This window comes from Clostridioides sp. LIBA-7678 (genome assembly GCF_056716065.1).
On record NZ_CP196987.1, the window covers coordinates 2,886,381 to 2,912,156 of the forward strand.

Genomic DNA, 25,776 nt, shown 5'->3' on the forward strand with positions numbered 1-25,776 from the left:
GTTCCTCCTTATTTTATACTAATCTACCTGGATGTAAAGACCTATTTAAGCCTTCGCTTATTATTATAGATAGATTTTCGATTGTATCATCTATATCCTTTGGTGTTACTATTAAATTTTTGTCATATGGGTCTAATGAATCTTTTATTAGATGATATTTTTCTTCTTCTTTAAGTTTTTTTAACATTTCATAAAAACTTTCTGTTTCTTCTGATTGAGCTATTAAATTGTCTATTGCCATATCTAAAACATCTATAGTAAGAGTTGCTGCATCAACCACAGTTGGTACACCTATTGCAATAACTTCTACTCCTAAAGTTTCCTTAGTTAAAGATTTTCTAGTATTTCCAACACCTCCACCAGGTGATATTCCTGCTGTTGATATTTGTACAGTAGAATTTACTCTTTCCATTTTTCTTGAAGCCAATGCATCTATTGCTACTACTCTATCTGGCTTAACCTTCTCAACCAATGACTTTACTACTTCACTAGTCTCTATTCCAGTAACACCCATAACTCCTGGGCTTAAAGCTGATACCTCAGTGAAATCATCATCATAGTCTTTATTATAATTTTTAAAAAGATGTCTAGTTACAAGTGTTTTTGATACACTCTTTGGTCCTAACGCATCAGAAGTAATATTTCTATTCCCAAGACCAATTACCAATGTTTTTTTATTTTTGTCTTGTCCAAATATATCTACTAACTCTTCTTTTAAATAATTTATCATTTCTTCTCTTGACTCATCATCATCAAACTTCATAAGATTACTTTCCAGAGTTATATACTTTCCTATATCTTTATTCATTATCTCTGCGCCTTGCCTGTCTATTACTTCAACTTTTGTTACAATACAATTTTCTAATTCTTTCGTTTCTATTTTTACACCAGGAATACTACTTCCTTCTTGAGACTTTTCACACATTTCACTAGCTTCTAAAGCTAAATCTGTTCTTACGCTAATCATATAAACCTCCAGTATAAATTAAATGCTAATTATAATTGTTAACAAAATTTAGTATTTTATAACAAAAAACTATAAATTTATTTAAAACAAGTAAAATTAAGGCTTTCAATGTAAGAAAATTGAGTTTGGTCAGTAATTTGTCAGTAAACTTTCTTATCTATCATTTATTTACAAATGTAAAAAGGTAGCAACTATTTATATAGGTGCTACCTTTTCATCTATTTATCATTTTCCTGTTAAGTTTTCATTCGTTATATAGATTACCCTGTAACCACCTTACTCCTTTATTCTTGTTGAAAAAATGGTTCAGCAATTTCCAACCATTCATTTGGAAGATAAAGAGATAAATATCCATGATTATAATCCTTAGCTTCATAAATTTGGCAAGTACTAACAAAAGACTTAAACATCTTTGCAGAGTTTTTAACACATTTCATTTCTTTTTCTCCATACCAGTACATTACTTCTGCTTTGGTTGTTTTTATACTCTCTTTAAGCGTATATTTCATCATATAAGTACGATATATATTGTAAAATGTTTCTTTTCTGACATGTGGCATATCTTGCATATAATATTTTTTAATTTTCTCTGGATACTGCATATTTTTAGGTAACAATTTTGGCATCATAGCAATTTGAAAACGACAAGCTTTCTCACTGAATAAAAGTCCTCCAAAAAATCGAATACCAACAATACAAAATCGTGCCATAGTAGGTCTTGGGTAGCAGATACTTCCATCAATAATTGCTTTTTTAGCAATATCAGATTTTCTAGATAAAAGCTCCATTACAATTTGACCACCCAGTGATACCCCACACAGGGCAAAAAGGTGTCCATCACACTTTTCATCTATATATACCATCAACTTGTCTGCTGTATCCTCAGTGGAAATGTATGTTGTTTCATATTCTTCTCCATGACCATTCAATGTAGGAAGTATCACATAATAATTCTTGGACAAAACTTCTGCTTGTCGTAAATAGTTCCACCAAGCATTCCCTCCTCCATGAATCAACATAATATGTGGTTTGTTTTTATTTCCAAATTCATGAAATTTCATACGTAACCTCCTTCTATAAAGATGAGATATATGCTATTTTGTCTTATCATTATCAACTGGTGGAGAAGATATAATTGAAAGTTTTCTAAGTTTTAGATTTGACTTAGGCTTCTGCTCTACATATGGCTTCAATAAATCAGCCATACTTTTAAGAAGATTTTCATATTCATCATCACTCATATATAGTAATGCTGAAGTAAAAAATACATTATCTTTTTTATGTTCTTGCTCTTTTCTACTAAAATACTCATTCATTTCCTGCATCAATCCTACATGAAATGCTGTGGAAAGTGCAACAAATGTTTCTCCTTCCATATCTGCTGTATATTCTTTTAGTGCATAAACTTTTTCAATAGTGCCACGCACACGATTTTCTTTTACCACTTCAATCATGTTGTTCTCTTCTAAAATTTTTACATGATGATAAACTGTTGCACGAGGTATATCATTTAGATATTTTACAGTGTCAGATGTTCGAACACTACCATGAAGTCTAATATACTGTAAAATACGAAGTCTAACAGGATTTAAAATCAATTTTGCTATGTCCATCTTCTCATCCCTTCCCTTAGTCTATAAAAATATTATAGTCTAATTTTTTAGATTATTCAAGTATATGATATAAATAGTAATTATAACTTAAATTGTATTTTTATCAATCCATTTTATAAATATAAAAATATCAAATAATCTATTTATATAGGAGTATAGAAAAGAGTTGTCACACTAAAAAAAGTAATTTTTAGTGCAACAACCCTTTGTGGATTTAAATAATTTATTCTACTATTCTTTTTGAGTTTTAAGAGCTTCACTTAGAGATATTTTATCAATTTTTCTAGCACACATAAATTTGGATACTTCAAATGTAAGAATTATTATAACAAAACCAATTATCACATAAGATAAATTGAGTCTTGCTTCTAAAGCTATATCTAATGATTCAAATATCTTAAATATTACTTTTATTATAGAGTAACCTATAGGAACACCTATAATATATCCAAGGACTACATATATTCTTGAGCCATTAAGCATCATTGAGTTTATTTCTTTCTTTTTATATCCAAACACCTTCATAAGGGCTATATGATTTTTATTTTCATCTATACTTATAGATGCAACTACATATATGATAATTACACCTATAATAAATGCTACAAATGCTATTCCATATATAAAGGCTGACATTAATTGCATATAGTCTTCTAACATATTAGTTATATTGTTTGGTGTATTTATCATATATACCATATCTTTGTTAATTTCAATTGGTGTTTTTGACATAATCGCATTATATGAACCTTTTTCCAACCCCATCATCTGATTAAAGCTATTTAATGAAGTAAATACATAATCTCCCGAATTGGTCTGAGCGATATCAGTGATTTTTATAGAATACTCCTTATCATCAACTATATTAATAAAAGATAACTTATCACCAATACTAAGGTTATATTTTTTTGCCATTATAGATGTAATAATAAACTTGTTATCATCTATACTTATTTCATTTCCCTTTTTATCCTTTAAACTAATCATCTGTGAATTTTTATTTCCACCTATTAACTCAAAGTCATTATTCATTTCACTATCAAGTACGAACTTAACTCCTGATACTCCTTCTCCACCTATAGGTGGTTTATCTGTACTTAATTGCTTTAATATATACTCATACTTATAACTAATTACATCATTTCTTTCTTGATTTATCATATAATCCATAGAACATTTAGCAATAAACCCATACATTAAAAATACTGTAGCTATAGAAACTCCAATTACCAAAAATGCTAAACGAGATATTGACCTTAATTGTTCTCTTATAGCAAATTTATTTTTAAATTTTAAATTATTTAAAGTCAACTTTCTTTCAATTATATTTACCTTTTGTCTCTTATTTTCATTTTTCATTAACAACACTGGTGACAATTTTAATACTTTATTAATTGATAAATAACTTCCAATAATTGAAAACACCATACATAAAACTATACCCAGTATAAAATAAATAGGACTATATGATATTTTTTCTATTGGTATTGGGAAAAACGTAAGGAATAAATCAAATAGATACTTCTGTACTATAATACCAATTATCCCACCAATTACTCCTGAGATGCTTGAGAGTATTATAGGATAGTTCATGTAATGAATCATTATTTCTTTTTTTCTATAACCTAAAGCATATAAAGTACCTATGTTTGCCATCTCATTTTTCATCATTCTACCTAAAACAATACTTATTAATACAACTGTTATTAGTAATATGACTGTAGGTAAAATAACTGAATAAACACTTATTGCTGTTACTTCGATATCTAACATTGATATTTTCATATTATTCTTAGCATAAGTCCAATCAATTATATTTACTTCATTAATGTTCAGGTAGTTTTTAAGATTTTTTGACTGTGTATATATCTCTCTATTTTTATTATATTTTACTGAATATAAATAATCTCCACTTACCATATCTTCTTTATTTAAAATACCTATACCAAAATTCTTTGGATTATTAATCACATCTCCATCTTTTTCAAGTATATAAGCATAATTTGGTATACCAATATATCCTGATATTCTATAAGAAGAATTTCCAATATGATATTCATCCCCAATATTTAATTTATTAGATTTAGCAAATTGAGGGTCTAGTGCTATTTCTCCAGCTCTTGGCATAGCACCTTCTAATACTGCTGTAATATTCACTTTTTTATTTGGTGTAAATAATCTTAATGTTTTATCACCATATTTATATTCTTTTACAAGCGTCTCTTGAAACTTTAAATCAAACTTATCTTCTATTTCTCTTATATTATCAATTTTGTTACTAGTATAAAATTCCAAATCTTCTTGAACATTATTTTTTACATACATGTCCTTATTATGCTTTAAGTTTTGAGCTGTAATAGTTAAAGCAACAAATAGAAATACTGATAATATCAACATATATAACATACCTATGTATTGCCCTCTATTTTCTTTCATTACACGTAATATACTTTTATTTAGCTTCATTACCACTCCACTCCCTTTGCATCAATAGGGTCATTATTAATAATATAGTCTTTAACTTCTCCACTTCTAAATTTGTATATTCTATTTGCCATTTCACCTATTGCTGCATTATGTGTAATTATTAAAATCGTAGTATTAAACTTTCTATTTATTTCTTGTACAAGAGAAAGTACATCAATAGCAGACTCATAATCTAGTGCTCCTGTCAATTCGTCACAAAGTAATATTGCTGGATTTTTTATTATAGCTCTTGCTACTGCTACACGTTGTTGTTGTCCACCAGATAATTCTCTTGGAAATCTATTTTTCTTATCTATTAATCCTACTGATTCTAATACTTCATTAATATCAAGTGGTGATTTACTAATATTTTGTATTATTTCTATATTTTCTAGTACTGTTAAATGTGGAATAAGATTGTATGACTGAAATATAAAACCTGTCTTTTCTCGTCTGTATTCAACTAATTCATCATCTGATAATTTAACAATATCAATACCATCTACAATCACTTCACCGCTATCAGCACTGTCTAATCCTCCAAGAATATTCATCAAGGTAGATTTACCACTTCCTGAAGGTCCTAATATTACACCTATCTCCCCTTTATTTAACGAAATATTCGCATTTTTTAATGCTATGGTTTCTATATCCTCACTCTTATATGATTTACATAAGTTATTGATTTCAATAAACATTATTTTACTCCTTATAGTATAATTTTTTATAAAAATTTATATAATCTTCAACTTCATCAAATAAACTTTTCAAATCTTTTTCATAATTCTCATATGATAGTTTTTCTATCCATTTCATTGATAATCCATCAAATGTAAGTTCAATCGCTTTTATTGCCATATCAATATCTATATCATCTCTAAATTTTGTCTTATCATAATCCCCCATAAAACTTAATACTAATTGATTTTTGTTCATAGATATATCATTTAACCATTTTTTTGCTATTTTTGAATCATCTAAGTATAAGGTTTTAAAGAATTTAAAAACATATGGATTTTTCTTAAGTATTTTAAACTTAGTATGCACTGCATGTCTGTACAGTTCAAAAAAATCAGTTTCATTAATTTCTTTTTGATTCAATATCTCGTCTTTGATGATGTTTATTTGATAATTACAAAGGTATATGTATAGACTTTCTTTATTTTTAAAATATTGAAATATAGAGCCTTTTGATATACCTGCTTTTGATACTATATTATCTATCGTTGCATTTTTATATCCTTTGCTTGCAAATTCTTCTATTGCAGAATTTACTATTCGTAGTTTTTTTTCCTTGTTGAGATTTTCAAACGTCTTATTCAATTAGATACCTCCTTACCCAATAATATGACTATATTAGTCATATTATAATTATATTGTTTATGACTGAATTAGTCAATAATATGGATACACTTGATATTATTGAAAAAATAGAAAATACTAGTGATAACGAAATTTCCACAGTTAATAATTCTTTTTATATTTTAATAATATAAATCTTTCTTATATATTATTTCTCTTTTTAAATAATGGACTATAAAATAAAAAATCATCTTAATCAATGGAAAATTTATCATAATAGACCATATAACTTTATATTTTTATAAATTTTTTTACTAAATCTATAAAAATGAGCAATTTCTTGTATTATCTTATAATAATTGGAAATACTATCAAAATGTATGTTAATAGTTTGTGTTATCTCAAAATATTTGTTGCAAAAATGAAGTATTAATTTATATACATTAAAATATTTAAAACACAACATAACCCAATCTAAAAACAAGATATTGCAAATTATTTATACACAATCTACAATCTAAAAAATCAAAATAAAAAACATTATTAAAATATATAAATAATAATCCTTGATTTTTAGATTTATTTCTGTTAAAATCTAATATGTTGACGATGAATATGATAAAAAAATACAGGGAGGTGAACACGGTGGCAAATATAAAATCAGCTAAGAAAAGAATAGGTGTTATCGAAAAGAAAACTGCTTTAAATAGAGTTAGAAAATCTCAAATAAAAACTGCAATAAGAAGATTCGAAGATGCTGTTGCAGCTGGAAACAGAGAAGATGCTGTTGCTAAGTTCCAATACGCTCAAAAAAGAATATACCAAGTAGCTTCTAAAGGAACTATACATAAGAATGCTGCAGCTAGAAAAGTAGCTAAATTAGCTCAAAAATTAAACGGTATGAACGCTTAATTACCAGTTTATATTTCTTATATATAATAACCCCTATGTAGGGGTTTTTTATTTTGTAAATTTATACAATAAAAAATAAAAAAATAAATAGTTAGAATAACTCTACTATTTATTTTCTATATATTATTAATTTATATAATTTTTCTTTTACAATATCTACTGACCAACATTTCTATTGCTAAAGTATCTCTTATAAGACCTGTTTTTATTTTATAATCACTTTCTAATATATAATTTAAGATTTCTACAATTATATCATCAGAAAAATTCTTAGTTTGCTTTAATGCTTTTCCTACAACAAATTGATGCATTTTTAGTTTGTCAGCTATGAGTTTTGTTGAATATCCATCAAGTTGTAATTGTCTTACTTGCATCACTATTTTAAATTGTCTTGCTATCATAGAAAATATCCCTAAAACAGACTCGCCTTCTTGTATCATATCATTCAATATTTTCATTGCATTAGAAGCATTTTGTTCTCCAATATAATCAATTAATTTAAATATATCATTCTCAACTTTTTTTTGAGATAATTTATCAATTACTTCGTTAGTTACATTATTACCCTTACCAACAAATGAACTTATTTTATTTATCTCGTTTTCCAAATCAGATAAAGTCTTTTCACTACTCTTGTCTCTGTATCCTTCTTGCTCGATGAAATACATTATTTGAGAATTTTCTATTATAACTTCATTTAGAGCAAAAGATTTTTTTATCCACTTAAATAAATCCATATCAGAAAGTTTATCACAATCAAAAACAATTCCATTACTTCCAATTTTCTTAACTAAAGATTTTCTTTTGTCAACATCTCCATACACAACAAAAACTATAGTGGTAGTATCTGGAGTATTGTCTAAATGCTCTATTAAGTATTTCTCATCACTATCAGTAAAATTCTTTTTCTTTCCTTTTAGTAATTCAAAATCTTTTATTATTACTATTTTTCTATCATCCATAAATGGAAGTGTTTCTATAGAGCTTATAAGCTGATTTAAGACTATTTCCTTTCCATCTATTATATCTAAATTAAAATCAAGCATTCCCTCGTTTAAACTCTCTTTAAATGCCTTTATTGCATTTTCGATTAAATAATACTCTCTTCCATAAAAAAGATACATTTTTTCAAAATTATTCTCTTTTACATTCCTTATAATATCCTTGTAATCCATTTTCTTGCTCCTTTATCTCTTTTCCTTCTATGTAAAATATGTAAAAAAACACTCCTATGTAATAAATCACTACAATATAAAATTTAGGATTTTCTATATTAATATATGCAAAATTTAAGTTGCTGAGCTTATCTAGTAAAAAAAATATACTTTCTATCAACGAACTATTAAAAAAGGATATAATTTTAGCTATAACTACACTTACTTTAAATACTATTAAGCTTGCAATACTCAAATACATTATTACACCTACAAATGGTACTATAATCAAATTTCCTATAATTGAAAGTAATGGTATGCCCTTAAATGTATAATAAATTATAGGTAGAGTTAATATATTTGATGATATTGTCAATGATACCATACTTAATTTTACAATACTATTTATTCTATTATAGAATATTAATATAGAAAGTGTAGCTAAAAAAGACAATTGAAAGCTTACATTATATATAACATAGGGGTTATTCATAATTAAAACTATCCCTATTAGAGACAATGTTGATATACCATCCTTTTTTCTATCAATAAATATTGACAAATAGAACACTACAACAAATGTTATAGACCTAATTATGGATGGAGACGCACCTACCATTATACAATATAAAGTTATAAAAATCGACAATATTAATAATTTATACAATTTATTTATACCTCTTAATAAAAAAGATATAATTACACAAAGTATACCTGTATGAAGACCAGATATAGATATTACATGACTAGTTCCTGTTCTAGTGAACATTTCTTTTTGTTCATCAGTCAGATTTTCAACTTCAGCTAATAATATAGAATTTATGAAATCAGAATTTTTCTTATATAAATATCTGTAAATCTTACTTACATAAAGCTTTATTTTTCCAACTAAAGAATATATTTTATTTTTACCAATAACTTTATAGTTATTTATATATATTATACCTCTATATCCAGTGCTTTTTATATATCTTCCATAATCAAAATCATCATACTTCATCTTGTCTAAACTCTTAAATTTTCCTGTAATACTAACTTCTTGTCCAATTTTCAAATTTTTATTTCTTGAATAATCATTTATTAAAAAAACACCTACCTTATATTGATTGTATTTTTTCTTTTCACTTTTACCTTTAACAGCTCCCTGTATAGTTATTATCTTATCATTAAGTTCTTCATCTTTCTTTTTGCTATTTGTGGTCATAAATGCTATAACTATTACAAATATTAATATAATTAATAAAGGTCTTCTTATTTGAATTATAATCACTCCTATATAAAAACATATTATCTAGATTATTTTCAAATAGTAAATTTTTAAACAATATAAATTATTATATAAAAAGAATACGCCAAAAGACTTTGAAAATCTTTTGGCGTATTCTTTTTATATATATTCATTTATATAGTTATTTTTTTTAGAAAAAATACACTTAAGTATTTCTATTGTTTCTTTTGAAACACCTTCCAGATTATTTAAGAAAATAGCTTCCTCTACATCTATATACGAAAATGCTAGCTGTGTTAAGGCATTTATATCTAATTTAATATCAAAGCCTTCTTGAGACTCTTCTATGGCTTTTTTATCTAATTTTTCTATAGATACCTTATGATTCTTTATAGAAACTTTAAATAAACCATTATTTTCATCTATAAACTTGTCTTCTATTAATAAATTAATCGAACCATTAATATCCTTATCTACAACTATATCCTCTATAAATTTGTTTACATTTATAACTCTTCCCATCATAAAAGGTTTTATTTTTATCTCACAATCTTTAGGGTTGTCTAATATAAATCTTATTTTGTCTATTATAGGAGCAGATATAGTAGCTATCTTACATTGAGTATTGTGATTATATATAAATTTAAGCATTGATTTAAGAGCATCTATATTCTTATAAAATAATTCTCTAACAAACATTTTGTCTCCTTGAAGAAAATAAACTATATATCCATCTTTTTCATTACCTTTATGAATGTATAAAAGCCCATCTTCACTTTGAATTTCTTTAAATAAGTTTTCATAATAATGTTCATCTTTTAACACATTACCATTAACCTCATTTAAAAAAGCTCTATCTATTTGTATTAAATCATCAATTTGTGATACATCAGCTTTTATCATCTTTCCACTTGACTTAAAATTTTTTAAGTCATCTGTATTAAGTGTATATTCAATCTGGTCATAACAGTGTTCATACCCAAATCTTCTATAAAGTCTATAATCGATTGGCATTAATATAGAAACTAATTGTCCTTTTTTATACAATTCATTTAAAGTAAATTTAATAACTTTACTCATATATCCAGCTCCTCTTCCTTCTGGAAGTGTGGAAACCCCTACTACATACGATGTATTGTATACCTTATTGTTTAGTATTAACTTATACTGATTTAGCTGAAGAGAGGAAACAACTTTTCCTTCATCTAAAGCTACTACAGTATTTTCATATTTATACTTATCCTCAAAATAGAACTTCATAAAACTATCACTATCATTAAAACAATAACTCCAAATTTCTTTTATACTTTCTATTTCTTCCTCTTTAGCATACCTAATCTCCATATAGCCTACTAAGCCTCCCTAACACTGTACTTTTCAACAAATCTACAAGGATGATAAGAAAGTTTAGCCTTTCTTAGACCTTCAATACCTAAATCTTCTTCTCTATTTACAAATTCAACATCTTTAAATTCATTTACTAAAAATTGTTGGTTTATAAATGGATATAGACCTCTTATATCAGGATTAGCTTTTTCTATATGAATAAGTGCCATATTTTTGTTTAAAAGCTCTCCTATACTGAATGCTTCTAATTTTCCATCCACATAAACACCAAACACTTTTACTCTATCTTTTAGTACGTCATAATAGTTAAATATCTTTTTGATACCTATCAATTCATCATCCATACTTTCATCAAATTCATCATTTTCTTCCTTATTACTTTCCCATTCTTTCATTAATACTAAACATTCATTGAAGTTTTCTTTATCTAATAATTTAACTTCATATCTACCTGCATATTCTTTTAAGAAATAATTTATATGATTTCTCTTCTTCTGGTTCTTCTTACCAGCTAGAGTTCTTAAACTTTCTGCATCATAGATATAGTCAAATAAATCTCTTTCTTCTATATACTCAAATCTATTTGGATACTTTTCTTTTAAAAATTCTACTACTTCAGTAGTAATACCTCTTAAGTATATCTTTTTATTATTTTTAGAAAAATATTCAAGTACAAAATCTACAACTTCTGGAAGTTTTTCTCTTTTAGCTAGTGGTAATATTGAGAAACTATCCCCTTCGTATTCACCAACTAAAACAGCAAAATCTTCTCCTATATAATATCCTGTCTTATAAACATGTTGCCACATATATAAAGTACTAAAACAGTACTCACAAGCTTCATAATCTACTAAATCAAAATATGGGTCTAGCTCCTTTTTTGAATTTAGTTCAATATCTCTGAAAAACATAAAATCCTCCTACCTTTTTTATTGCTTAATTTTTTTAAATTTTATATCTATAAAAACTCCAATTTTATTTTGGTATTAATTTCATTTATATTGTTTAAAATATAAAATATAATAAGTCATATATATCTTATATTACCCATCATAAATTTATATAAACATGTAATGACTGGAGTGATTTTTTTATTGAGAAATAAAATTTTTTTATTAATACTTATTATAATATCACTTTTAAGCGGTTGTGACAAAAAATCTCTACTATCTATACATATGATAGATGTGGGACAAGGTGATAGTATTTTAGTACAAACACCCACAAATAAAAATATATTAATTGATGGAGGTGATGAAGATAGCGGAAATATAGTTACTAGTTATTTGAAACATAAAAAAATAAAAACTATTGATATAATAATAGCGACACATCCAGATTCAGACCATATAGGAAGTCTTGATAATGTCATAAAAAAATTTAATGTAAGTTCTATATATATGACTGAACAATCAACAAGTAGTGAATCTTATCAAAATCTAATAAATTCTTGTACTGACAAAAACCTCTCTATTAAATATCTCTATAAGGATGATATTTTAAATATCGATAACAATATAAATATATATGTATTAAGTCCATCATATATACAAGAAGAATCAAATTTAAATTCAATAGTTTTTGAACTAACTTTTAATAATAACTCATTTTTATTTATGGGTGATGCAGAAGAATCAATTGAAAAAGAAATCTTACATTCTTTTGAACTGGACAATATTAATTTTATAAAAATAGGTCACCATGGAAGTAATTCATCATCATCTTTAGAATTTATAAAAAGAATTAATCCAGATATAGCTGCTATATCATGTGGATATAAAAATCAATATGGTCATCCTCATAAAGAAGTTCTCAACAATTTGAAACAAAACCATGTATCGATTTATAGAACAGATAAAATAGGTGATATTGTTTTTTATAGTGATGGAGAAATTATATTTACAAAACATAAATATGAGATAGATACATAAAAAAATAAAACTATAACTGCATAATATAATTAGGCTAAAAGTATCAATATAAAATAGTTTTACATTGATACTTTTAGCCTTCAAAATACGTATTTAAACCTTATAAATTAAAATATTTAAACTTATTGTTCTAATAATTCATTCACTATTACAGATGCAATTATTAGCCCTCCTACAGATGGTACGAATGATACACTACCTGGTGTTACTTTTCTCCCATTCATTACTTTCTTTTTAAGTTCTATTGGTTGTTCAGTTGAATATACTACTTTTAATTTTTTAATGCCTCTATCTCTAAGTTCTTTCCTCATAACTTTGGCTAAAGGACAAGTACTTGTTTTGTGTATATCAGTAACGACTATTTTAGTTGGGTCTAATTTATTTCCCATACCCATAGAGCTTATTATTTTTAAGCCTTTTTTTTCACATGTTTCAATTAGATGTATTTTAGAGCTTACCATATCTATTGCATCCACAACATAATCATATCTTTCAGTCAATATTTCATCACTAGTATCTTTATTGTAAAGGCTTCTTATTTTTTTTATATTGATATTAGGATTTATATCCAAGATTCTATCTTCCATTACATCTACTTTATACTTTCCTACAGTTGAATGTAAAGCTGGTATTTGTCTATTTATATTAGTTATATCTACATCATCAAAATCCACAATAGTAAGATTACCAACTCCAGCCCTCGCTAGAGCCTCAACAGTAAAACTACCAACTCCTCCGACTCCAAATACTATTACATTTGAACTCTTAAGTTTTTCTATTCCATCATCTCCAACTAGAAAACTAGTTCTCGTTGTAAAATTATTTTCCATTTTTTCACTCTCCTAGATTTTTATCTAAACAATAATAGTATTATAAAATATACATTATATAATACTCAGATATTATATATCATTAAAAATAAATTATCTTAAAATAAATTTAAAAAGGTATCTTTTAATATTAAAAGATACCTTTTACATACTGGCGGGAATGCGTGGGAATCGAACCCACCTAAGAGGCTCTTAACCCCTCATACTAGTTTTGAAGACTAGAGGGCACACCGGCACCCATCCACTCCCATAGTGAAATGCTTCTCAACGAAATCTATAATATCATATATTTTGACTCTTTGCAACAATTTTTATAGATTTATTTGATAGTAAGTTATAATTTAAATAGCTTTTATCTATACATGGTTAAAATTTACTTTTTATTATGTGCTTAAAATTAAAAACTGGAAATTATATTTTATGTATATATAAAGAGTTCCTCTCTATATTAATTAAAATATAATTTCCAGTATAAATATAAATTATCTAATTATTTTAATATACGTATATCTATAGTTTTTCTTCCCCAGTTATAAACTGTCTTTGAGTCATTCATAAATATATCAATTTTATTTCCTTTTATTGCTCCACCACAGTCTTCTGCAGTAAATACCATGTCAAATTGAGGTATATAAACCTTAGTTCCATATGGTATAACCTTAGGGTCTACAGCTATCGTTCCCCACTTAGGCTTTGTTCCTGTAGCAGTTATACTATGACCAGTATATGCAGTTGCTACTACTCTCATATTTTTACCATTGTTACTACTACTATTACTAGATGATGATGAAGCCATTCTTCTTGAGTTTTCTCCCCTTGATGAAGCTACTTGCATCTCTACTTTTGTTCCTTTGCTTACAACTTTGTTTACAGGCTCAGCTTTAACAACCTTTTTCACAAATTCCTTTTCTACTTTCTTTCCATTGTGATAAGTTTCTTTATATATTAATTCACTTTTCCCAGATTTTCCTTCTTCTTTAACTTCAGAGTCTCCCTTTGATAAAGAACCATCTTCAACAACTGTAACTTCAAATGGAATATCTTTAGTTTCTACAACTGTTTTTTCTTTTACATCAATTACTTCTATTTTATCTCCATTAGATAACTTTGAGTTTTCATCTAAAGTAACTATATCATTTGCATCATAGCTAATGTTTTGAGATTCTAAAAGGTCTCCTACATTAGAACTAAATGTTGATATAGTTCTTTCTTCTCCCTTTACTACTAATGTTACTTGTTTATTAAGTGCAGAGTACCCTGATAATATCCCAACTGATAAAACAACCGCCATTACCGAGACTTTAGCATTACTCAATTTTTTAAAATTCATATAAACTTTCCTCCCTCAAATTTTTTTACACTATATATTTTGCTTCATAAAATTCTGCTTTGTAGATTTCTTTTTTTGTTTGTGTTTTTTGTGTAACTAAATTGTAACTATTTTTTCAAGAGTTGTCAACTTGACAAAAAAATAGAAATATGTATGCATAGTATTTTCAACTATTCAAACATATTTCTATAAGTTACAACAATGTCATTGTTTGTTGTTGTTTTGTTATCATTTTGTTACCTTTTAATTTTATATATTTTCTATTTGCCAATTGATAGGTTCTTTTCCTAACTTTTCAAGAATTTCATTTATCTTAGAGAAGTGTTTACATCCAAAAAAACCTTTACTTGCTGATAATGGACTTGGATGAGGTGCTTCTAAAATATAATGCTTACTTGTATCAATCAATTCTACTTTTTTACGTGCATTACTTCCCCATAATACGAAAATAACTGGGTCTTCACGTTCGCTTAAAATAGAGATTACTCTATCTGTGAAAATTTCCCATCCTTTATTTTTATGAGAATTAGCTTCATGTGCTCTAACAGTAAGAGCAGTATTTAAAAGTAATACTCCTTGGTCTGCCCAAGGCATCAAATATCCATTGTTAGGTATAAAACACCCTAAATCTTCTTTTAATTCTTTATACATATTTAATAACGATGGTGGAGTTTTCACTTGTGGTTGAACTGAAAAAGCTAAACCATGAGCTTGATTATCTCCATGATAGGGGTCTTGTCCCAGTATCAAAACTTTTGTATCTTTATATGAAGTATGTTTCAAAGCTTCATATATATTATGCATATTCGGGAATATTTGACGTGTTTTATACTCTTCTATAAGAAATTTTCTTAAATTTAAGTAGTAATCTTTTTCAAATTCTTCTTTCAATAATTCATTCCAATCATTTTCTAAGTTAACCATATTTATCACCAATTCCTTTCAATTATTTTTATTATTTTATTTAGAAATTATATCTTCTTGATTATCATCCTTTTCATTTGTATTTATTTTTATGCTAACTCTATTAGGTATACAAACTATGCTTTGACTTGGTTTATTTATAAAACCAGTATGTACACAAACCTTGTCAGGACATGAAGCATCTACTATTTCTACCCCTTTATCATGAATCTTTACTATATTATACCCCCCTCTATTCTCTATTTTAAATTCTTCTTTGGCATCTATTGGAACAGTTTTATACAATTTATTATCTACATAAATCTCAATATTTCCAGCATTTTTAGAATTTATAACATTTATTATTCCATAACATGCTGTAATAACAACTAAAATGCCTAAAATAAGAAGAATGTCTTTTTTCTTCATTTTTTGTCCTCCTATGAAATTATGTTATAATAAAATAATAACACAATTTCATAGGAGGAATATACCATGAATAAGAAAAAAATCACATTTATTTTTGTGATATTGATTTTAGCATTAATTTTATTTTCATTTTTTAGGAGTTCAAGCCAGAATACTAAATATAGTAAAACTAGCTATTACCTTGGTACAGTAAATGAAGTTACTGTATTTAATATAAAAGAATCCAAAAGTGATAAAATCTTAAATGAATGTGATTCAATTTTAAGATATATTGATAATAAAATGAGCACTCATATACCAGGCAGTGATGTTTCTAAAATAAATGATAATGCTGGAAAGAATTTTGTCAAAGTTTCAGATGATACGTTTTTCGTTGTAAAAGAGGCAATACAATATTCCAAACTATCAAGTGGATATTTTGACATAACAGTTGGTCCAGTATCAAACTTATGGGCAATTGGAACAGATAAAGCTAAAGTTCCAAGTGATTCTGAAATAAAAGAGCTTTTGCCTCTAATTGATTATAAAAACATTGTATTAGATGAAAAAAATAAATCTATAAAATTGACCAAAGAAAACATGAAAATTGATTTAGGCGCAATAGCTAAAGGATATGCTGCTGATAAAATTGTGTCCCATTTAAAATCAGAAGGTGTACAAAAAGGTTTAGTTAATTTAGGAGGCAATATATTTACTTTAGAAAATGGTAAAAATGATAAGCCTTTTAAAATCGGCATTCAAGACCCAACTAGTAAAAATGGAGAATCTATAGGAAATATAGAAACCACAAACAAATCTGTTGTTACATCTGGAATTTATGAAAGATTTATAGAAAAGGATGGCAAAATATATCATCACATGCTAAATCCATCTACAGGTTATCCTTTTGAAAATAGCTTAAGTAGTGTAACAATAATATCTGATAAATCTATTAATTGTGATGCTTTATCTACTTCTACATTTGGACTTGGACTTGAAAAAGGTATGAATTTAATTAATAGTATTGATAATGTAGATGCTATATTTATAACTAAGGATAAAAAAGTATACTTAACTGATGGTATAAAAGATAACTTCAAACTTACTGACAAAGCTTTTTCTATTGAAAAACTAAATAAGTAGTAAACTCATACTCTAAATTCTTACCATCGGTATATATACTTATCTAAAACAAATCTACATAAACCATGTTATAAGAAATAAATTATACTGGCAAAGATAAACTTAAGACTTTAACAACAATAAAAAAGCACCTTATTATATTAAAGGTGCTTTTCATAACATTCTAGTAATTATTACAAACAATTTATATTTTACTCTATAAAATTTTCTTCATCATATTTTTTAATACATAATCGCTCAAACAATATTATAATTATTGAAACAAAACTTACTTATCTTGTTTTTTAGAATTATTTTATAAAGACTTTAAAAATAAATCCATCCTATTTAAAGCTTCAACCACATTTTCTTTTTGAGTTCCTAAGTTTATTCTAACATAATTCTCTCCATCTTTTACAAAATGACTTCCATCCTCCAATAATACTCCTGTATCAATAGCCAGTTTATCAGTAAATTCACTCGCGCTTATTCCTAGCCCACTTATATCCATCCACGCCAAATAAGACGACTCCATCTTCATCAATTTTATATTATCATATTTTTCTACCCAAGCTTCTAAAAGTTCATAATTTGATTTTATATATTTGTTTACACCACTCAACCACTCACGACATTCATTATAAGCACTTATCAATCCTATAATTCCAAACACATTTGGAGAAGTTATAGAGTTTTGTTTTAGTTTATCTCTGAATATCTCTCTTATATCCTTATTTATAACGATTGAGTAAGAAGTCTTTAATCCTCCAAGATTAAACCCTTTATTTGGTGATGTCAATAGAATAACATTTTCTAAAAGCTCTTTTTCAATTTTAAGTATTGAATTAAATTCACCATAATGAATATGTTCTGCATGTACTTCATCTGCAACCAAAATAACATTGTTTTCTTTACATATGGTTGCTACTTTTTCCATCTCCTCAATCGACCATATTCTTCCAGATGGATTATGTGGTGTACAAAACATCATTAACTTAGGTTTATTTTCTTTAATTTGAGCCTCTAATTTATCAAAGTTTATATAATATCTATCATTTATAATATCTAATGTATTACAAACTATATTTACACCTTGCTTTTTGGCTGATGATTCAAAAGGGTCATAAACTGGTGTATTTAATATTATACTATCCCCCTTTTGACAAAAAGCTTGTACTACATAGTGAAGTGTTGATACAGTTCCATAAGTCAATGTAATCCATTCTCTTTCTACCTTTACCTTATGCATATCATTTTGCCATCTGATAACTGAATCATAAAATTCATCATAACAGTATGTATATCCAAACACACCTCTTTTTACAGCTTCAATAAATTTATTTTCTATTTCTGTTGGTATTTTAAAATCCATATCAGCAATCCACATTGGTACAAAATCTTCTCTAATATCTCCAAACTTATCTCTTATAATATTTAAATCCCATTTTCTACACTTTTCACTTACTCTATCTGGTCTATCATCAAAATTATACATTTAAATTTACCTCTTCTTTTCTAATTATCTTACTTATTATAAAATATTTGTCTAATTCACTTTTAATTTACAACTATTAAATCTTTCGTGGATGTAGTCAACCTCATACATCCATCTTGTGTTATAAGTACATCATCTTCTATTCTTACTCCCCCAAGATTTGGTATATATATGCCTGGCTCTATAGTTATAATCATACCTTCCTTTAATACTTCTTTTGATTCAGGAGCTAACGCAGGATATTCATGAACCATAATACCTACACCATGACCTAAATTATGACCAAAATTATCAGCATATCCATATGAACCAATTATATCTCTTGCAACTTTATCTATTTCACCAGTAGTCATACCTGGTTTTAAAACCTTTATACACTCTTCATTAGCTTCTTTTACTATATTATATATTTCTTGTAACTCTTTATTTACAGTACCCATACATATAGTTCTAGTAATATCAGAACAATAATTATTGTATTTAGCACCAAAATCAAAAGTAACAAAATCTCCATACTCTATAATTTTTTCACTGGCTTTTCCATGAGGCAATGCTCCTCTCAATCCAGATGCTACTATAGTATCAAAAGACTCTTTTTGACCACCCAACTCTTTTATAAATCTAACAATTTCATTTTCCACTTGTTTTTCAGTCATACCAACTTTTATAAAATCAATTATATGATAAAATGTAGCATCGACTATTTCACAAGCTTTTTTTATATATTTTATTTCATCATCGTCTTTTTCTTTTCTTAAAGTAGATAAATCAACCGATTTTAAAGTTACACTTAACCTTTGACTCATATTCTTATATGAATCAAAAGATACTTCACTTCCTTCAAATCCAATTTCTTTTATATTTTGATTTTCGCAAATTTCATTGACTATATCAAAGTAGGTTCTGTTTTTATCCATTAAGATGACATCAAATAAATTTGATTTTCTTTTGATTTCTTCAAAGTATCTAAAATCTACTATTATATATTGTTTCCTTTTAGTTATAAAAACATAACCTGATGAACTAAATAGATTCCCAATGTAAAATTTATTGGTAGAACTATTAATAAGAATACCTTCTATATCATATTCTTCTAAATACTTTCTTATTTTTTCTATTTTACTCATATTTTTTATCTACCACCTTTAATTAATATATAGGTAAGGCTGGTAATATTAATTAAAACAATATTACCAGCCAAAGTTATCATAAATAAACTTAAATGTTAGTCTATATAATCCACAACAAGTTTACCATCTTTTATTAATTTATTTCTATAGAATATATTTCCTACAGCTATGAATATAGCACCAACTGCTATACCTATGATATACCCAAACAAGTTATCAACTAGAGGCCATGCCCATATAGCTGACTCTGGGAACCATTGAATTGCACCTAGAACTATACCTGTAATAGCTCCTATTACACTTCCCACTATGTTTAAAGGTATAACAAAACCTGGTCTTTCAAGTGCAAATGGTATTGCTCCCTCAGATATACCCATAAATGATAGGAATATAGAAGTCTTTCCTGCTTGATAGAATTGTCTATCATATACTCTTCTTCCTACTAATCTTTTATCTAATAAAGTTGTTAATCCTAATCCAATTGGAGGAACAACTATAGCTATTGTTCTTGCTGTTATTGGTAGTACATTCTCTGTAGTTAAACCAAGTGCAACGAATCCTGCTGCTTTATTTATTGGTCCACCTAAGTCAAATGCTGTAGCTGCTGCTAAAGCTGTTGCATATACATACTCTCCAGCTGCTCCTGCTGCTGTTAAGAAGTTTTTCATACTTTCATTAATTAAACCACCAATTGGAGTTATTATAAATATCATCAATATCATACAAGTTAATGATGCTATTAGTGGTATTAAAAATGTTGTCTTAAAAGCTAACCAGTTATGAGAAACTTTTATAGATTTATTTAACCATTTTACAAAGTATCCTATTATGAATGCTATTAATATCGCACCTAAAAATCCTGATGCAACTGGAACAACTTCAGTCCATTGACCATCCACAAATTGTGGCACACCTACAGGTTTATTAGCTATATATCCACCTATAAAACCTGCAATTAAAGCTGTTTTTCCACCTATAGAATTTGCACAAAATGCTGCAAATAGTGGTATTGCAAATCCAAACAAAGTAAATCCGAAATTTGACATTAATTGTGCCATATTTAAAAGAGTAAGTTTAAACCCTGTAAAATCACCTGAATTCATAGCATCAACTATACCTACAGATGGGTCAAGTCCTAATATGGCATATGGTATTAATTGAGATAAGGCTCCTATAAGTCCACCCATTACTAAAACTGGTATCATATATGATATACCTGTCATTATATGTTTACTTATTTCCTTCCATTTTCCATTTCCCTTTGATTGAGTTGGATTAGATGGAGTAGGTTTTCCTACATTGTTTCCTCCTGTTGTAGAAGCACCTGAACTGTTTATAACTTTTTTCTTAATTGCCATTCTATTTCCTCCACAATAAATTTATTATATTCCTAAATCTTCTTCGATTTCTTTTATAACACCTTCTGCATTTTTTATAGCTTCTTGTAACTCAACTTCATATACTTCACAACCATCAAATCTTTCCATGCCTTCTGGAGTTATTGCTACTGCATGTATTATCATAGTTGCACCTAATATATCATCTCTTGTTAATTCATTTTGTACACCATCTGCACCTTGAGTTTCAACTTTAGCTTCATAACCTAGTGCCTTTGCAGCTTGTTCTATTGCCTCTGCTGCCATGAAAGTGTGAGCTAGTCCCATTGGACAAGCACATAATGCTACTAATTTTTTATTCATTTTAAATTCCTCCTACTTTTCAATTAATTATTTGTTTTATTTTAGCCTTAGCGTTTAATTATAAACCCAAAGCTTCATTTATTAATTTAGATATTTCTTCAACATTATCACTCTTTAAAAGAGAATCTTTAAAGTCTTTATTTATTAATTTTCTTGAAAGAGATGATAATAATTTAAGATGAATATTCTCTTTACTTTTTCCTGGCATAAGTAAGCTTATTGCCAATTTAACCTTATCTTCATCTTCATTCCAAACAACATCATCAGTAAATTTCAATACTACTACTGCTGGATTTTCAATTGCATCATTTTTAGTATGAGGTATTGCGATAGATTCACCTAAATTTGTAGTAAATTGTTCTTCCCTAGCCATTAACCCTTCATATACTAAATTTTTGTCATTTGTTAAGTTTAATTCTTTAGCTTTTTTTGCTATAAATTTTAAAACCTCAACTTTAGACTTAGTATCAACATTTAAAAATACATATTCTGTGTTAAATATGTTTGTTTCCATTATTAATTTCCTCCTTAATTACCTATCAGTGCCATTAATTTATTAAAGTCACATATTTTAATAATTCCTCTTACTCCACCTTCATCTTTTATAAAATTATAAAGGTATTTAAATATTGAAAAATTATGTTTTTCTTTAGTGTTAAAAAATACCATAAATACTAGTTGAACTTCTTGTTTATCCCAAACTATTGGATTTTCAAGTATACCAACTCCTATTATAGATTTTTTATCTCCCTTCACAATTGTGTGAGGTATTGCTACTAGATTTCCTATCTCAGTTGATGAGATATTTTCTCTGTCTATTATGCTTTCTATTGAGCTTTCTTCTATAAAATCTCTTTCTTTTAGTTTGTTTGAAAGAGAAAGTATAACTTCTTCTTTCGTACTAGCCTTTATACTAAAAAAAGCTTTTTCATCAAACATATTACTTATTATCTTTCTTCTTTCCTCTTTTTCGTAAAATGCTTTGTTTACGTTTTCAATTAAGCTATCATCAAATATATTTTCGATATACAAGACAGGTTTTTCATAACCTTTTAATTCAACAGTAGACACTATTAAATCAACATCTTGGCTTATAGCCATATCAAGATATCTAACTGGATAAACACCTACAACGTTTAAGTCACTTATATTTTGCTTTAATTTTTCAGAAATAAGTTGACCTGTTCCTATCCCATAATGGCAGACTATACAAATCTTCTTACTAGTATTTTTTTTCATTCTTTCATTTGAAGCAGCAAAATGAATAGCTATATATCCAAGTTCATCTTCATCAAGTTTTAAATTAAACTCAGTTTCTAGTTTGTTTGATAAAAACACAGCTAGATTAAAAGCTATTGGGAACTTTTCTTTTATCTGATGAAGCAGAGGATTATTAGATTTTATATTAGCTTTAGCCCTATTTAAAAATCTCTTTATATGGTCAGATATTGAAACCATAAACTCTTCATCTTTCGTATAATCACTTCCAGAAATAAGTAATATATCTTGAAGTGCACTATTTATAACATTATTTATTCGTTCCTCAATTTCACTTGTATTTTTTCTTCCTTGTGTACCTTTATATGCGATTACACCAGAGTAATTTGAAATATAAATCACTTCATCTTCAATAAGTTTAAATCCAACCTTATCAGATATTTCTTTCATTAAGCTTTCTATAAAAGAGTAATTATGAAATCTATAACTTGTATCTATTAGATTTATATTGTTACTATGTCCTCTCTTACTTCTAAACACAGAAACAATTATCTTTGAAAGCAGAAGATTAAAATCTTTATCTGAAATTATTGTATCTTTCTCTCTTAAATGTTTTTCTAAAATACTTTCTATACAGTGTATATCGTTTTCACTAATGTCATCTAAAAGCACCTTGATTTTACTTTTTTCATCCAGTTTTATTGCATAGTCAGTAATCAATTGTCTTATATTAATTTCTTCACCATGTATATAGCTTCCATAGTAAGGTTTAGATTTTATAACTAAGTCATACTTTTCAAGTTTTCTTTTAAGCTTACTGGACAATTTGTTTATAGCAGCTATACTTAGATTTAATTCTTCTGCCATTGCTTCTATACTCATATAATTTCTATTAATAAGCATACATATTATATTTGACATTCTTGATTCTTCAGAGTCATCTAAAAAACCATCAATATATTTATTTGCTTCTTTAACAGCTCTTGCTATATTGCTTTTAGAGCCACTTAGCTTATATCCTATACCTCTAGAAGAATCTATTACCAAATCATACTTGCTTAAAATACTATTTAAATCTGCTATATATCTTTTAATAGTTTTTGTAGACACATCCAATTTGATAGCTAATTCATTTGATGTCATATATCCGTCTTTATTGCTTAAACTTTTTACTATTACTGCATGTTTCTTAGTTATCATTGTATCACCTTCTCTTTGATTTCAATTATATATCAAGTAAAATTTTAATTGTATATATAATATGTCTATATAAGGGACATTTTGTATTTATATATTATTGCATAATTCAACTATCGCCTCTGCATATATGGCTATTGAAGTTATAAATCTATCTAAGCTAGCAAATTCATTTGCACTATGGACATTTCCAAAACTACCATCAGGAAATTCACAACCAAATATTACTGAATTATTCATTTCAGAAGCATAACTTCCTGCACTAGTTACCCTAACATCATTTTTTAAATCTCCAGAGTACTTTATATATATATCATGCAAAGTTTTTACAATCTTTGAATTTCTATCTATATAATTTGCTTGCTTTAAATTTTCCCCAATAATCTCGAATTTATTAATATTATTTGTCTTCATATACAAATTAAATTTTTTTATTATTTCCTCAACTGTTAATACTTCTGGATATCTGACACTTAAAATTAATTCTAATTTTCCATCTATTATGTTTATTATTGTTGGAACCATCGATAAAACTCCACATTTTCCTTCAATATCTAAACCAAATAATCTTCCATCTGTATTATCTTGATTTATTAACTTATCCAAACTTTTTGTCCAATCTTCATCAATATTTTCTGATAAAAATTTAATTGCACCTAGTATAGGATTGATTGCTTTCTCAGGCTTAGATGAATGTCCACCTTTGCCATGTATAACATAATCTCCATTATTATAACTTATTGAAGTATTATTAAAATCACAGCATATATTATCTTTATCCAAATTTTTCATATTTTTTATATATACTTTATCTGGTATTGTGTTAAACTCTATTCCGCCACTTATGTATAAAGACTTATCCTCTATCTCTGAAATTAACTTTATTGTTGCCCCACCTTTTTCTCCATTTAGTACAGGAAACTTAGCATCTGGAGTAAATCCACATATACCATAAGGCTCTTTGCTATAATAATGCTTTATACATCTAAATCCACTTTCTTCATTTCCCCCAGCAATTAATCTAACCTTTCTTTTTAAATCAATATTTAGATTTTTTATCATTTTTAATGCTAAAAAATTTACTATCATAGGGCCTTTATTATCTGATACCCCTCTAGCAACCAATTTATCTCCTATAATATTTAATTTAAATGGCTCACTATCCCATCCTTCTCCTGGATTTACAACATCACAGTGTCCAAATATATCTACAAATTCTTTTCCATCTCCATATTCAATTTGAACAGCATGATTATCTATATTTTTGACCTTGAAATTGTTTTCTCTACCTAGATTTTCAAACCAATTTAATGCATCATAGACTCCTTTTCCAAAAGGCATATCTTCAGATACAGTTTTGTCATCATAAAATGACGGTATGCTCACCCATTCTTTCAACAGTTTTAAAAATTCTTTTTCATACTTTTTACTTTCTTCTTTAAATAATTCCATAATTATCACTCCAATTTAGAACTTTATATTATATATCATAGTTTATCTTATTTGATAACTCCTTATACTTT

General features: G+C 27.0%; 24 protein-coding genes and 1 tRNA gene. 3 read left to right on the top strand and 22 right to left on the bottom strand.

What is annotated here, in order from left to right; translation table 11 throughout:
• Nucleotides 1-13 precede the first annotated feature (13 nt).
• The 6 genes from gpr to ACTG46_RS13735 form a co-directional block, all read right to left on the bottom strand.
• Nucleotides 14-967 (bottom strand): GPR endopeptidase, encoded by a 954-nt coding sequence (gpr, locus tag ACTG46_RS13710; protein WP_479923013.1) that lies wholly within the window; start codon nt 965-967, stop codon nt 14-16.
• 284 nt (nt 968-1,251) lie between these two features.
• Complete coding sequence (locus ACTG46_RS13715; protein WP_167640912.1) at nt 1,252-2,028, bottom strand: alpha/beta fold hydrolase; 777 nt, start codon at nt 2,026-2,028, stop codon at nt 1,252-1,254.
• A gap of 33 nt (nt 2,029-2,061) precedes the next feature.
• Nucleotides 2,062-2,580 carry a helix-turn-helix domain-containing protein gene (locus tag ACTG46_RS13720; RefSeq protein WP_479923014.1) on the bottom strand — a complete coding sequence of 173 codons (519 nt, stop codon included), beginning with the start codon at nt 2,578-2,580 and terminating at the stop codon, nt 2,062-2,064.
• A gap of 231 nt (nt 2,581-2,811) precedes the next feature.
• The gene (locus ACTG46_RS13725) at nt 2,812-5,046 is read right to left on the bottom strand and encodes an ABC transporter permease (RefSeq protein ID WP_479923015.1); all 2,235 of its coding nucleotides are present in this window, start codon (nt 5,044-5,046) and stop codon (nt 2,812-2,814) included.
• A complete protein-coding gene (locus ACTG46_RS13730; protein ID WP_054271081.1) occupies nt 5,046-5,744 on the bottom strand; it encodes an ABC transporter ATP-binding protein in 699 nt (232 codons plus the stop codon). The genes ACTG46_RS13725 and ACTG46_RS13730 overlap by 1 nt, the downstream gene beginning before the upstream one ends.
• Before the next feature lie 4 nt (nt 5,745-5,748).
• Nucleotides 5,749-6,369: a TetR family transcriptional regulator gene (locus ACTG46_RS13735; protein ID WP_284182137.1), complete on the bottom strand. Its 621-nt coding sequence runs from the start codon at nt 6,367-6,369 to the stop codon at nt 5,749-5,751.
• Between the two features lie 624 nt (nt 6,370-6,993).
• Here ACTG46_RS13735 and rpsT point away from each other — a divergent pair.
• Complete coding sequence (rpsT, locus tag ACTG46_RS13740; RefSeq protein WP_021385419.1) at nt 6,994-7,260, top strand: 30S ribosomal protein S20; 267 nt, start codon at nt 6,994-6,996, stop codon at nt 7,258-7,260.
• A gap of 131 nt (nt 7,261-7,391) precedes the next feature.
• Here rpsT and holA read toward each other — a convergent pair whose 3' ends face one another.
• The 4 genes from holA to ACTG46_RS13760 form a co-directional block, all read right to left on the bottom strand.
• On the bottom strand, nt 7,392-8,435 hold the full coding sequence (gene holA / locus ACTG46_RS13745) for a DNA polymerase III subunit delta (protein ID WP_479923016.1): 1,044 nt from the start codon (nt 8,433-8,435) through the stop codon (nt 7,392-7,394).
• Nucleotides 8,395-9,690 (bottom strand): ComEC/Rec2 family competence protein, encoded by a 1,296-nt coding sequence (locus tag ACTG46_RS13750; protein WP_479924071.1) that lies wholly within the window; start codon nt 9,688-9,690, stop codon nt 8,395-8,397. Before ACTG46_RS13750 ends, holA begins: the two co-directional genes overlap by 41 nt.
• Nucleotides 9,691-9,801: 111 nt before the next feature.
• Nucleotides 9,802-10,986: a GNAT family N-acetyltransferase gene (locus ACTG46_RS13755; RefSeq protein ID WP_479923017.1), complete on the bottom strand. Its 1,185-nt coding sequence runs from the start codon at nt 10,984-10,986 to the stop codon at nt 9,802-9,804.
• An 8-nt stretch (nt 10,987-10,994) separates the two neighbouring features.
• Nucleotides 10,995-11,900: a DUF2156 domain-containing protein gene (locus tag ACTG46_RS13760; protein ID WP_479923018.1), complete on the bottom strand. Its 906-nt coding sequence runs from the start codon at nt 11,898-11,900 to the stop codon at nt 10,995-10,997.
• 183 nt (nt 11,901-12,083) lie between these two features.
• Here ACTG46_RS13760 and ACTG46_RS13765 point away from each other — a divergent pair, with 183 nt between their 5' ends.
• The gene (locus ACTG46_RS13765; RefSeq protein ID WP_479923019.1) at nt 12,084-12,920 is read left to right on the top strand and encodes a ComEC/Rec2 family competence protein; all 837 of its coding nucleotides are present in this window, start codon (nt 12,084-12,086) and stop codon (nt 12,918-12,920) included.
• 122 nt (nt 12,921-13,042) lie between these two features.
• Here the strand turns inward: ACTG46_RS13765 and ACTG46_RS13770 are convergent, their stop codons facing one another.
• The 5 genes from ACTG46_RS13770 to ACTG46_RS13790 all read right to left on the bottom strand — a co-directional run bounded on the left by ACTG46_RS13770 (nt 13,043) and on the right by ACTG46_RS13790 (nt 16,412).
• Complete coding sequence (locus ACTG46_RS13770) at nt 13,043-13,750, bottom strand: tRNA threonylcarbamoyladenosine dehydratase (RefSeq protein ID WP_219673254.1); 708 nt, start codon at nt 13,748-13,750, stop codon at nt 13,043-13,045.
• Nucleotides 13,751-13,902: 152 nt separating this feature from the next.
• Nucleotides 13,903-13,999, bottom strand: a tRNA-Sec gene (locus tag ACTG46_RS13775).
• Nucleotides 14,000-14,240: 241 nt separating this feature from the next.
• Nucleotides 14,241-15,080: a G5 domain-containing protein gene (locus ACTG46_RS13780; protein ID WP_054277205.1), complete on the bottom strand. Its 840-nt coding sequence runs from the start codon at nt 15,078-15,080 to the stop codon at nt 14,241-14,243.
• A gap of 249 nt (nt 15,081-15,329) precedes the next feature.
• Nucleotides 15,330-16,004, bottom strand: a complete 675-nt coding sequence (locus ACTG46_RS13785; RefSeq protein WP_021385356.1) for a uracil-DNA glycosylase — start codon at nt 16,002-16,004, stop codon at nt 15,330-15,332.
• A 36-nt stretch (nt 16,005-16,040) separates the two neighbouring features.
• Nucleotides 16,041-16,412 carry a NusG domain II-containing protein gene (locus ACTG46_RS13790; RefSeq protein ID WP_054271089.1) on the bottom strand — a complete coding sequence of 124 codons (372 nt, stop codon included), beginning with the start codon at nt 16,410-16,412 and terminating at the stop codon, nt 16,041-16,043.
• 66 nt (nt 16,413-16,478) lie between these two features.
• Here ACTG46_RS13790 and ACTG46_RS13795 point away from each other — a divergent pair, with 66 nt between their 5' ends.
• Nucleotides 16,479-17,534 carry an FAD:protein FMN transferase gene (locus ACTG46_RS13795; protein WP_054277206.1) on the top strand — a complete coding sequence of 352 codons (1,056 nt, stop codon included), beginning with the start codon at nt 16,479-16,481 and terminating at the stop codon, nt 17,532-17,534.
• 295 nt (nt 17,535-17,829) lie between these two features.
• Here ACTG46_RS13795 and ACTG46_RS13800 read toward each other — a convergent pair whose 3' ends face one another.
• The 7 genes from ACTG46_RS13800 to ACTG46_RS13830 all read right to left on the bottom strand — a co-directional run bounded on the left by ACTG46_RS13800 (nt 17,830) and on the right by ACTG46_RS13830 (nt 25,705).
• Nucleotides 17,830-19,008, bottom strand: a complete 1,179-nt coding sequence (locus ACTG46_RS13800; protein ID WP_074178442.1) for a MalY/PatB family protein — start codon at nt 19,006-19,008, stop codon at nt 17,830-17,832.
• A gap of 62 nt (nt 19,009-19,070) precedes the next feature.
• Nucleotides 19,071-20,135: a M24 family metallopeptidase gene (locus ACTG46_RS13805; protein WP_284182144.1), complete on the bottom strand. Its 1,065-nt coding sequence runs from the start codon at nt 20,133-20,135 to the stop codon at nt 19,071-19,073.
• Nucleotides 20,136-20,233: 98 nt separating this feature from the next.
• Nucleotides 20,234-21,496, bottom strand: a complete 1,263-nt coding sequence (locus ACTG46_RS13810; protein ID WP_054271093.1) for a PTS fructose transporter subunit IIC — start codon at nt 21,494-21,496, stop codon at nt 20,234-20,236.
• Nucleotides 21,497-21,520: 24 nt separating this feature from the next.
• Nucleotides 21,521-21,838, bottom strand: a complete 318-nt coding sequence (locus ACTG46_RS13815; protein ID WP_003416512.1) for a PTS fructose transporter subunit IIB — start codon at nt 21,836-21,838, stop codon at nt 21,521-21,523.
• A 58-nt stretch (nt 21,839-21,896) separates the two neighbouring features.
• Nucleotides 21,897-22,352, bottom strand: a complete 456-nt coding sequence (locus ACTG46_RS13820; protein ID WP_479923020.1) for a PTS sugar transporter subunit IIA — start codon at nt 22,350-22,352, stop codon at nt 21,897-21,899.
• 14 nt (nt 22,353-22,366) lie between these two features.
• Nucleotides 22,367-24,256, bottom strand: a complete 1,890-nt coding sequence (locus ACTG46_RS13825; protein ID WP_054271095.1) for a BglG family transcription antiterminator — start codon at nt 24,254-24,256, stop codon at nt 22,367-22,369.
• A gap of 87 nt (nt 24,257-24,343) precedes the next feature.
• A complete protein-coding gene (locus ACTG46_RS13830; protein WP_479923021.1) occupies nt 24,344-25,705 on the bottom strand; it encodes a Sapep family Mn(2+)-dependent dipeptidase in 1,362 nt (453 codons plus the stop codon).
• Nucleotides 25,706-25,776 lie beyond the last annotated feature (71 nt).

What these genes read in the sequence shown, in the direction of transcription:
- ACTG46_RS13780 (WP_054277205.1), bottom strand. Translation starts at nt 15,080, where the DNA reads ATGAATTTTAAAAAATTGAGTAATGCTAAAGTCTCGGTAATGGCGGTT.
- ACTG46_RS13720 (WP_479923014.1), bottom strand. Translation starts at nt 2,580, where the DNA reads ATGGACATAGCAAAATTGATTTTAAATCCTGTTAGACTTCGTATTTTA.
- ACTG46_RS13785 (WP_021385356.1), bottom strand. Translation starts at nt 16,004, where the DNA reads ATGGTTAACTTAGAAAATGATTGGAATGAATTATTGAAAGAAGAATTT.
- ACTG46_RS13795 (WP_054277206.1), top strand. Translation starts at nt 16,479, where the DNA reads ATGAATAAGAAAAAAATCACATTTATTTTTGTGATATTGATTTTAGCA.
- ACTG46_RS13815 (WP_003416512.1), bottom strand. Translation starts at nt 21,838, where the DNA reads ATGAATAAAAAATTAGTAGCATTATGTGCTTGTCCAATGGGACTAGCT.
- ACTG46_RS13820 (WP_479923020.1), bottom strand. Translation starts at nt 22,352, where the DNA reads ATGGAAACAAACATATTTAACACAGAATATGTATTTTTAAATGTTGAT.
- ACTG46_RS13800 (WP_074178442.1), bottom strand. Translation starts at nt 19,008, where the DNA reads ATGTATAATTTTGATGATAGACCAGATAGAGTAAGTGAAAAGTGTAGA.
- ACTG46_RS13770 (WP_219673254.1), bottom strand. Translation starts at nt 13,750, where the DNA reads ATGGAAAATAATTTTACAACGAGAACTAGTTTTCTAGTTGGAGATGAT.
- ACTG46_RS13715 (WP_167640912.1), bottom strand. Translation starts at nt 2,028, where the DNA reads ATGAAATTTCATGAATTTGGAAATAAAAACAAACCACATATTATGTTG.
- ACTG46_RS13730 (WP_054271081.1), bottom strand. Translation starts at nt 5,744, where the DNA reads ATGTTTATTGAAATCAATAACTTATGTAAATCATATAAGAGTGAGGAT.
- ACTG46_RS13790 (WP_054271089.1), bottom strand. Translation starts at nt 16,412, where the DNA reads ATGAAGAAAAAAGACATTCTTCTTATTTTAGGCATTTTAGTTGTTATT.
- ACTG46_RS13755 (WP_479923017.1), bottom strand. Translation starts at nt 10,986, where the DNA reads ATGGAGATTAGGTATGCTAAAGAGGAAGAAATAGAAAGTATAAAAGAA.
- holA (WP_479923016.1), bottom strand. Translation starts at nt 8,435, where the DNA reads ATGGATTACAAGGATATTATAAGGAATGTAAAAGAGAATAATTTTGAA.
- ACTG46_RS13805 (WP_284182144.1), bottom strand. Translation starts at nt 20,135, where the DNA reads ATGAGTAAAATAGAAAAAATAAGAAAGTATTTAGAAGAATATGATATA.
- ACTG46_RS13830 (WP_479923021.1), bottom strand. Translation starts at nt 25,705, where the DNA reads ATGGAATTATTTAAAGAAGAAAGTAAAAAGTATGAAAAAGAATTTTTA.
- ACTG46_RS13725 (WP_479923015.1), bottom strand. Translation starts at nt 5,046, where the DNA reads ATGAAGCTAAATAAAAGTATATTACGTGTAATGAAAGAAAATAGAGGG.
- gpr (WP_479923013.1), bottom strand. Translation starts at nt 967, where the DNA reads ATGATTAGCGTAAGAACAGATTTAGCTTTAGAAGCTAGTGAAATGTGT.
- ACTG46_RS13825 (WP_054271095.1), bottom strand. Translation starts at nt 24,256, where the DNA reads ATGATAACTAAGAAACATGCAGTAATAGTAAAAAGTTTAAGCAATAAA.
- ACTG46_RS13810 (WP_054271093.1), bottom strand. Translation starts at nt 21,496, where the DNA reads ATGGCAATTAAGAAAAAAGTTATAAACAGTTCAGGTGCTTCTACAACA.
- ACTG46_RS13760 (WP_479923018.1), bottom strand. Translation starts at nt 11,900, where the DNA reads ATGTTTTTCAGAGATATTGAACTAAATTCAAAAAAGGAGCTAGACCCA.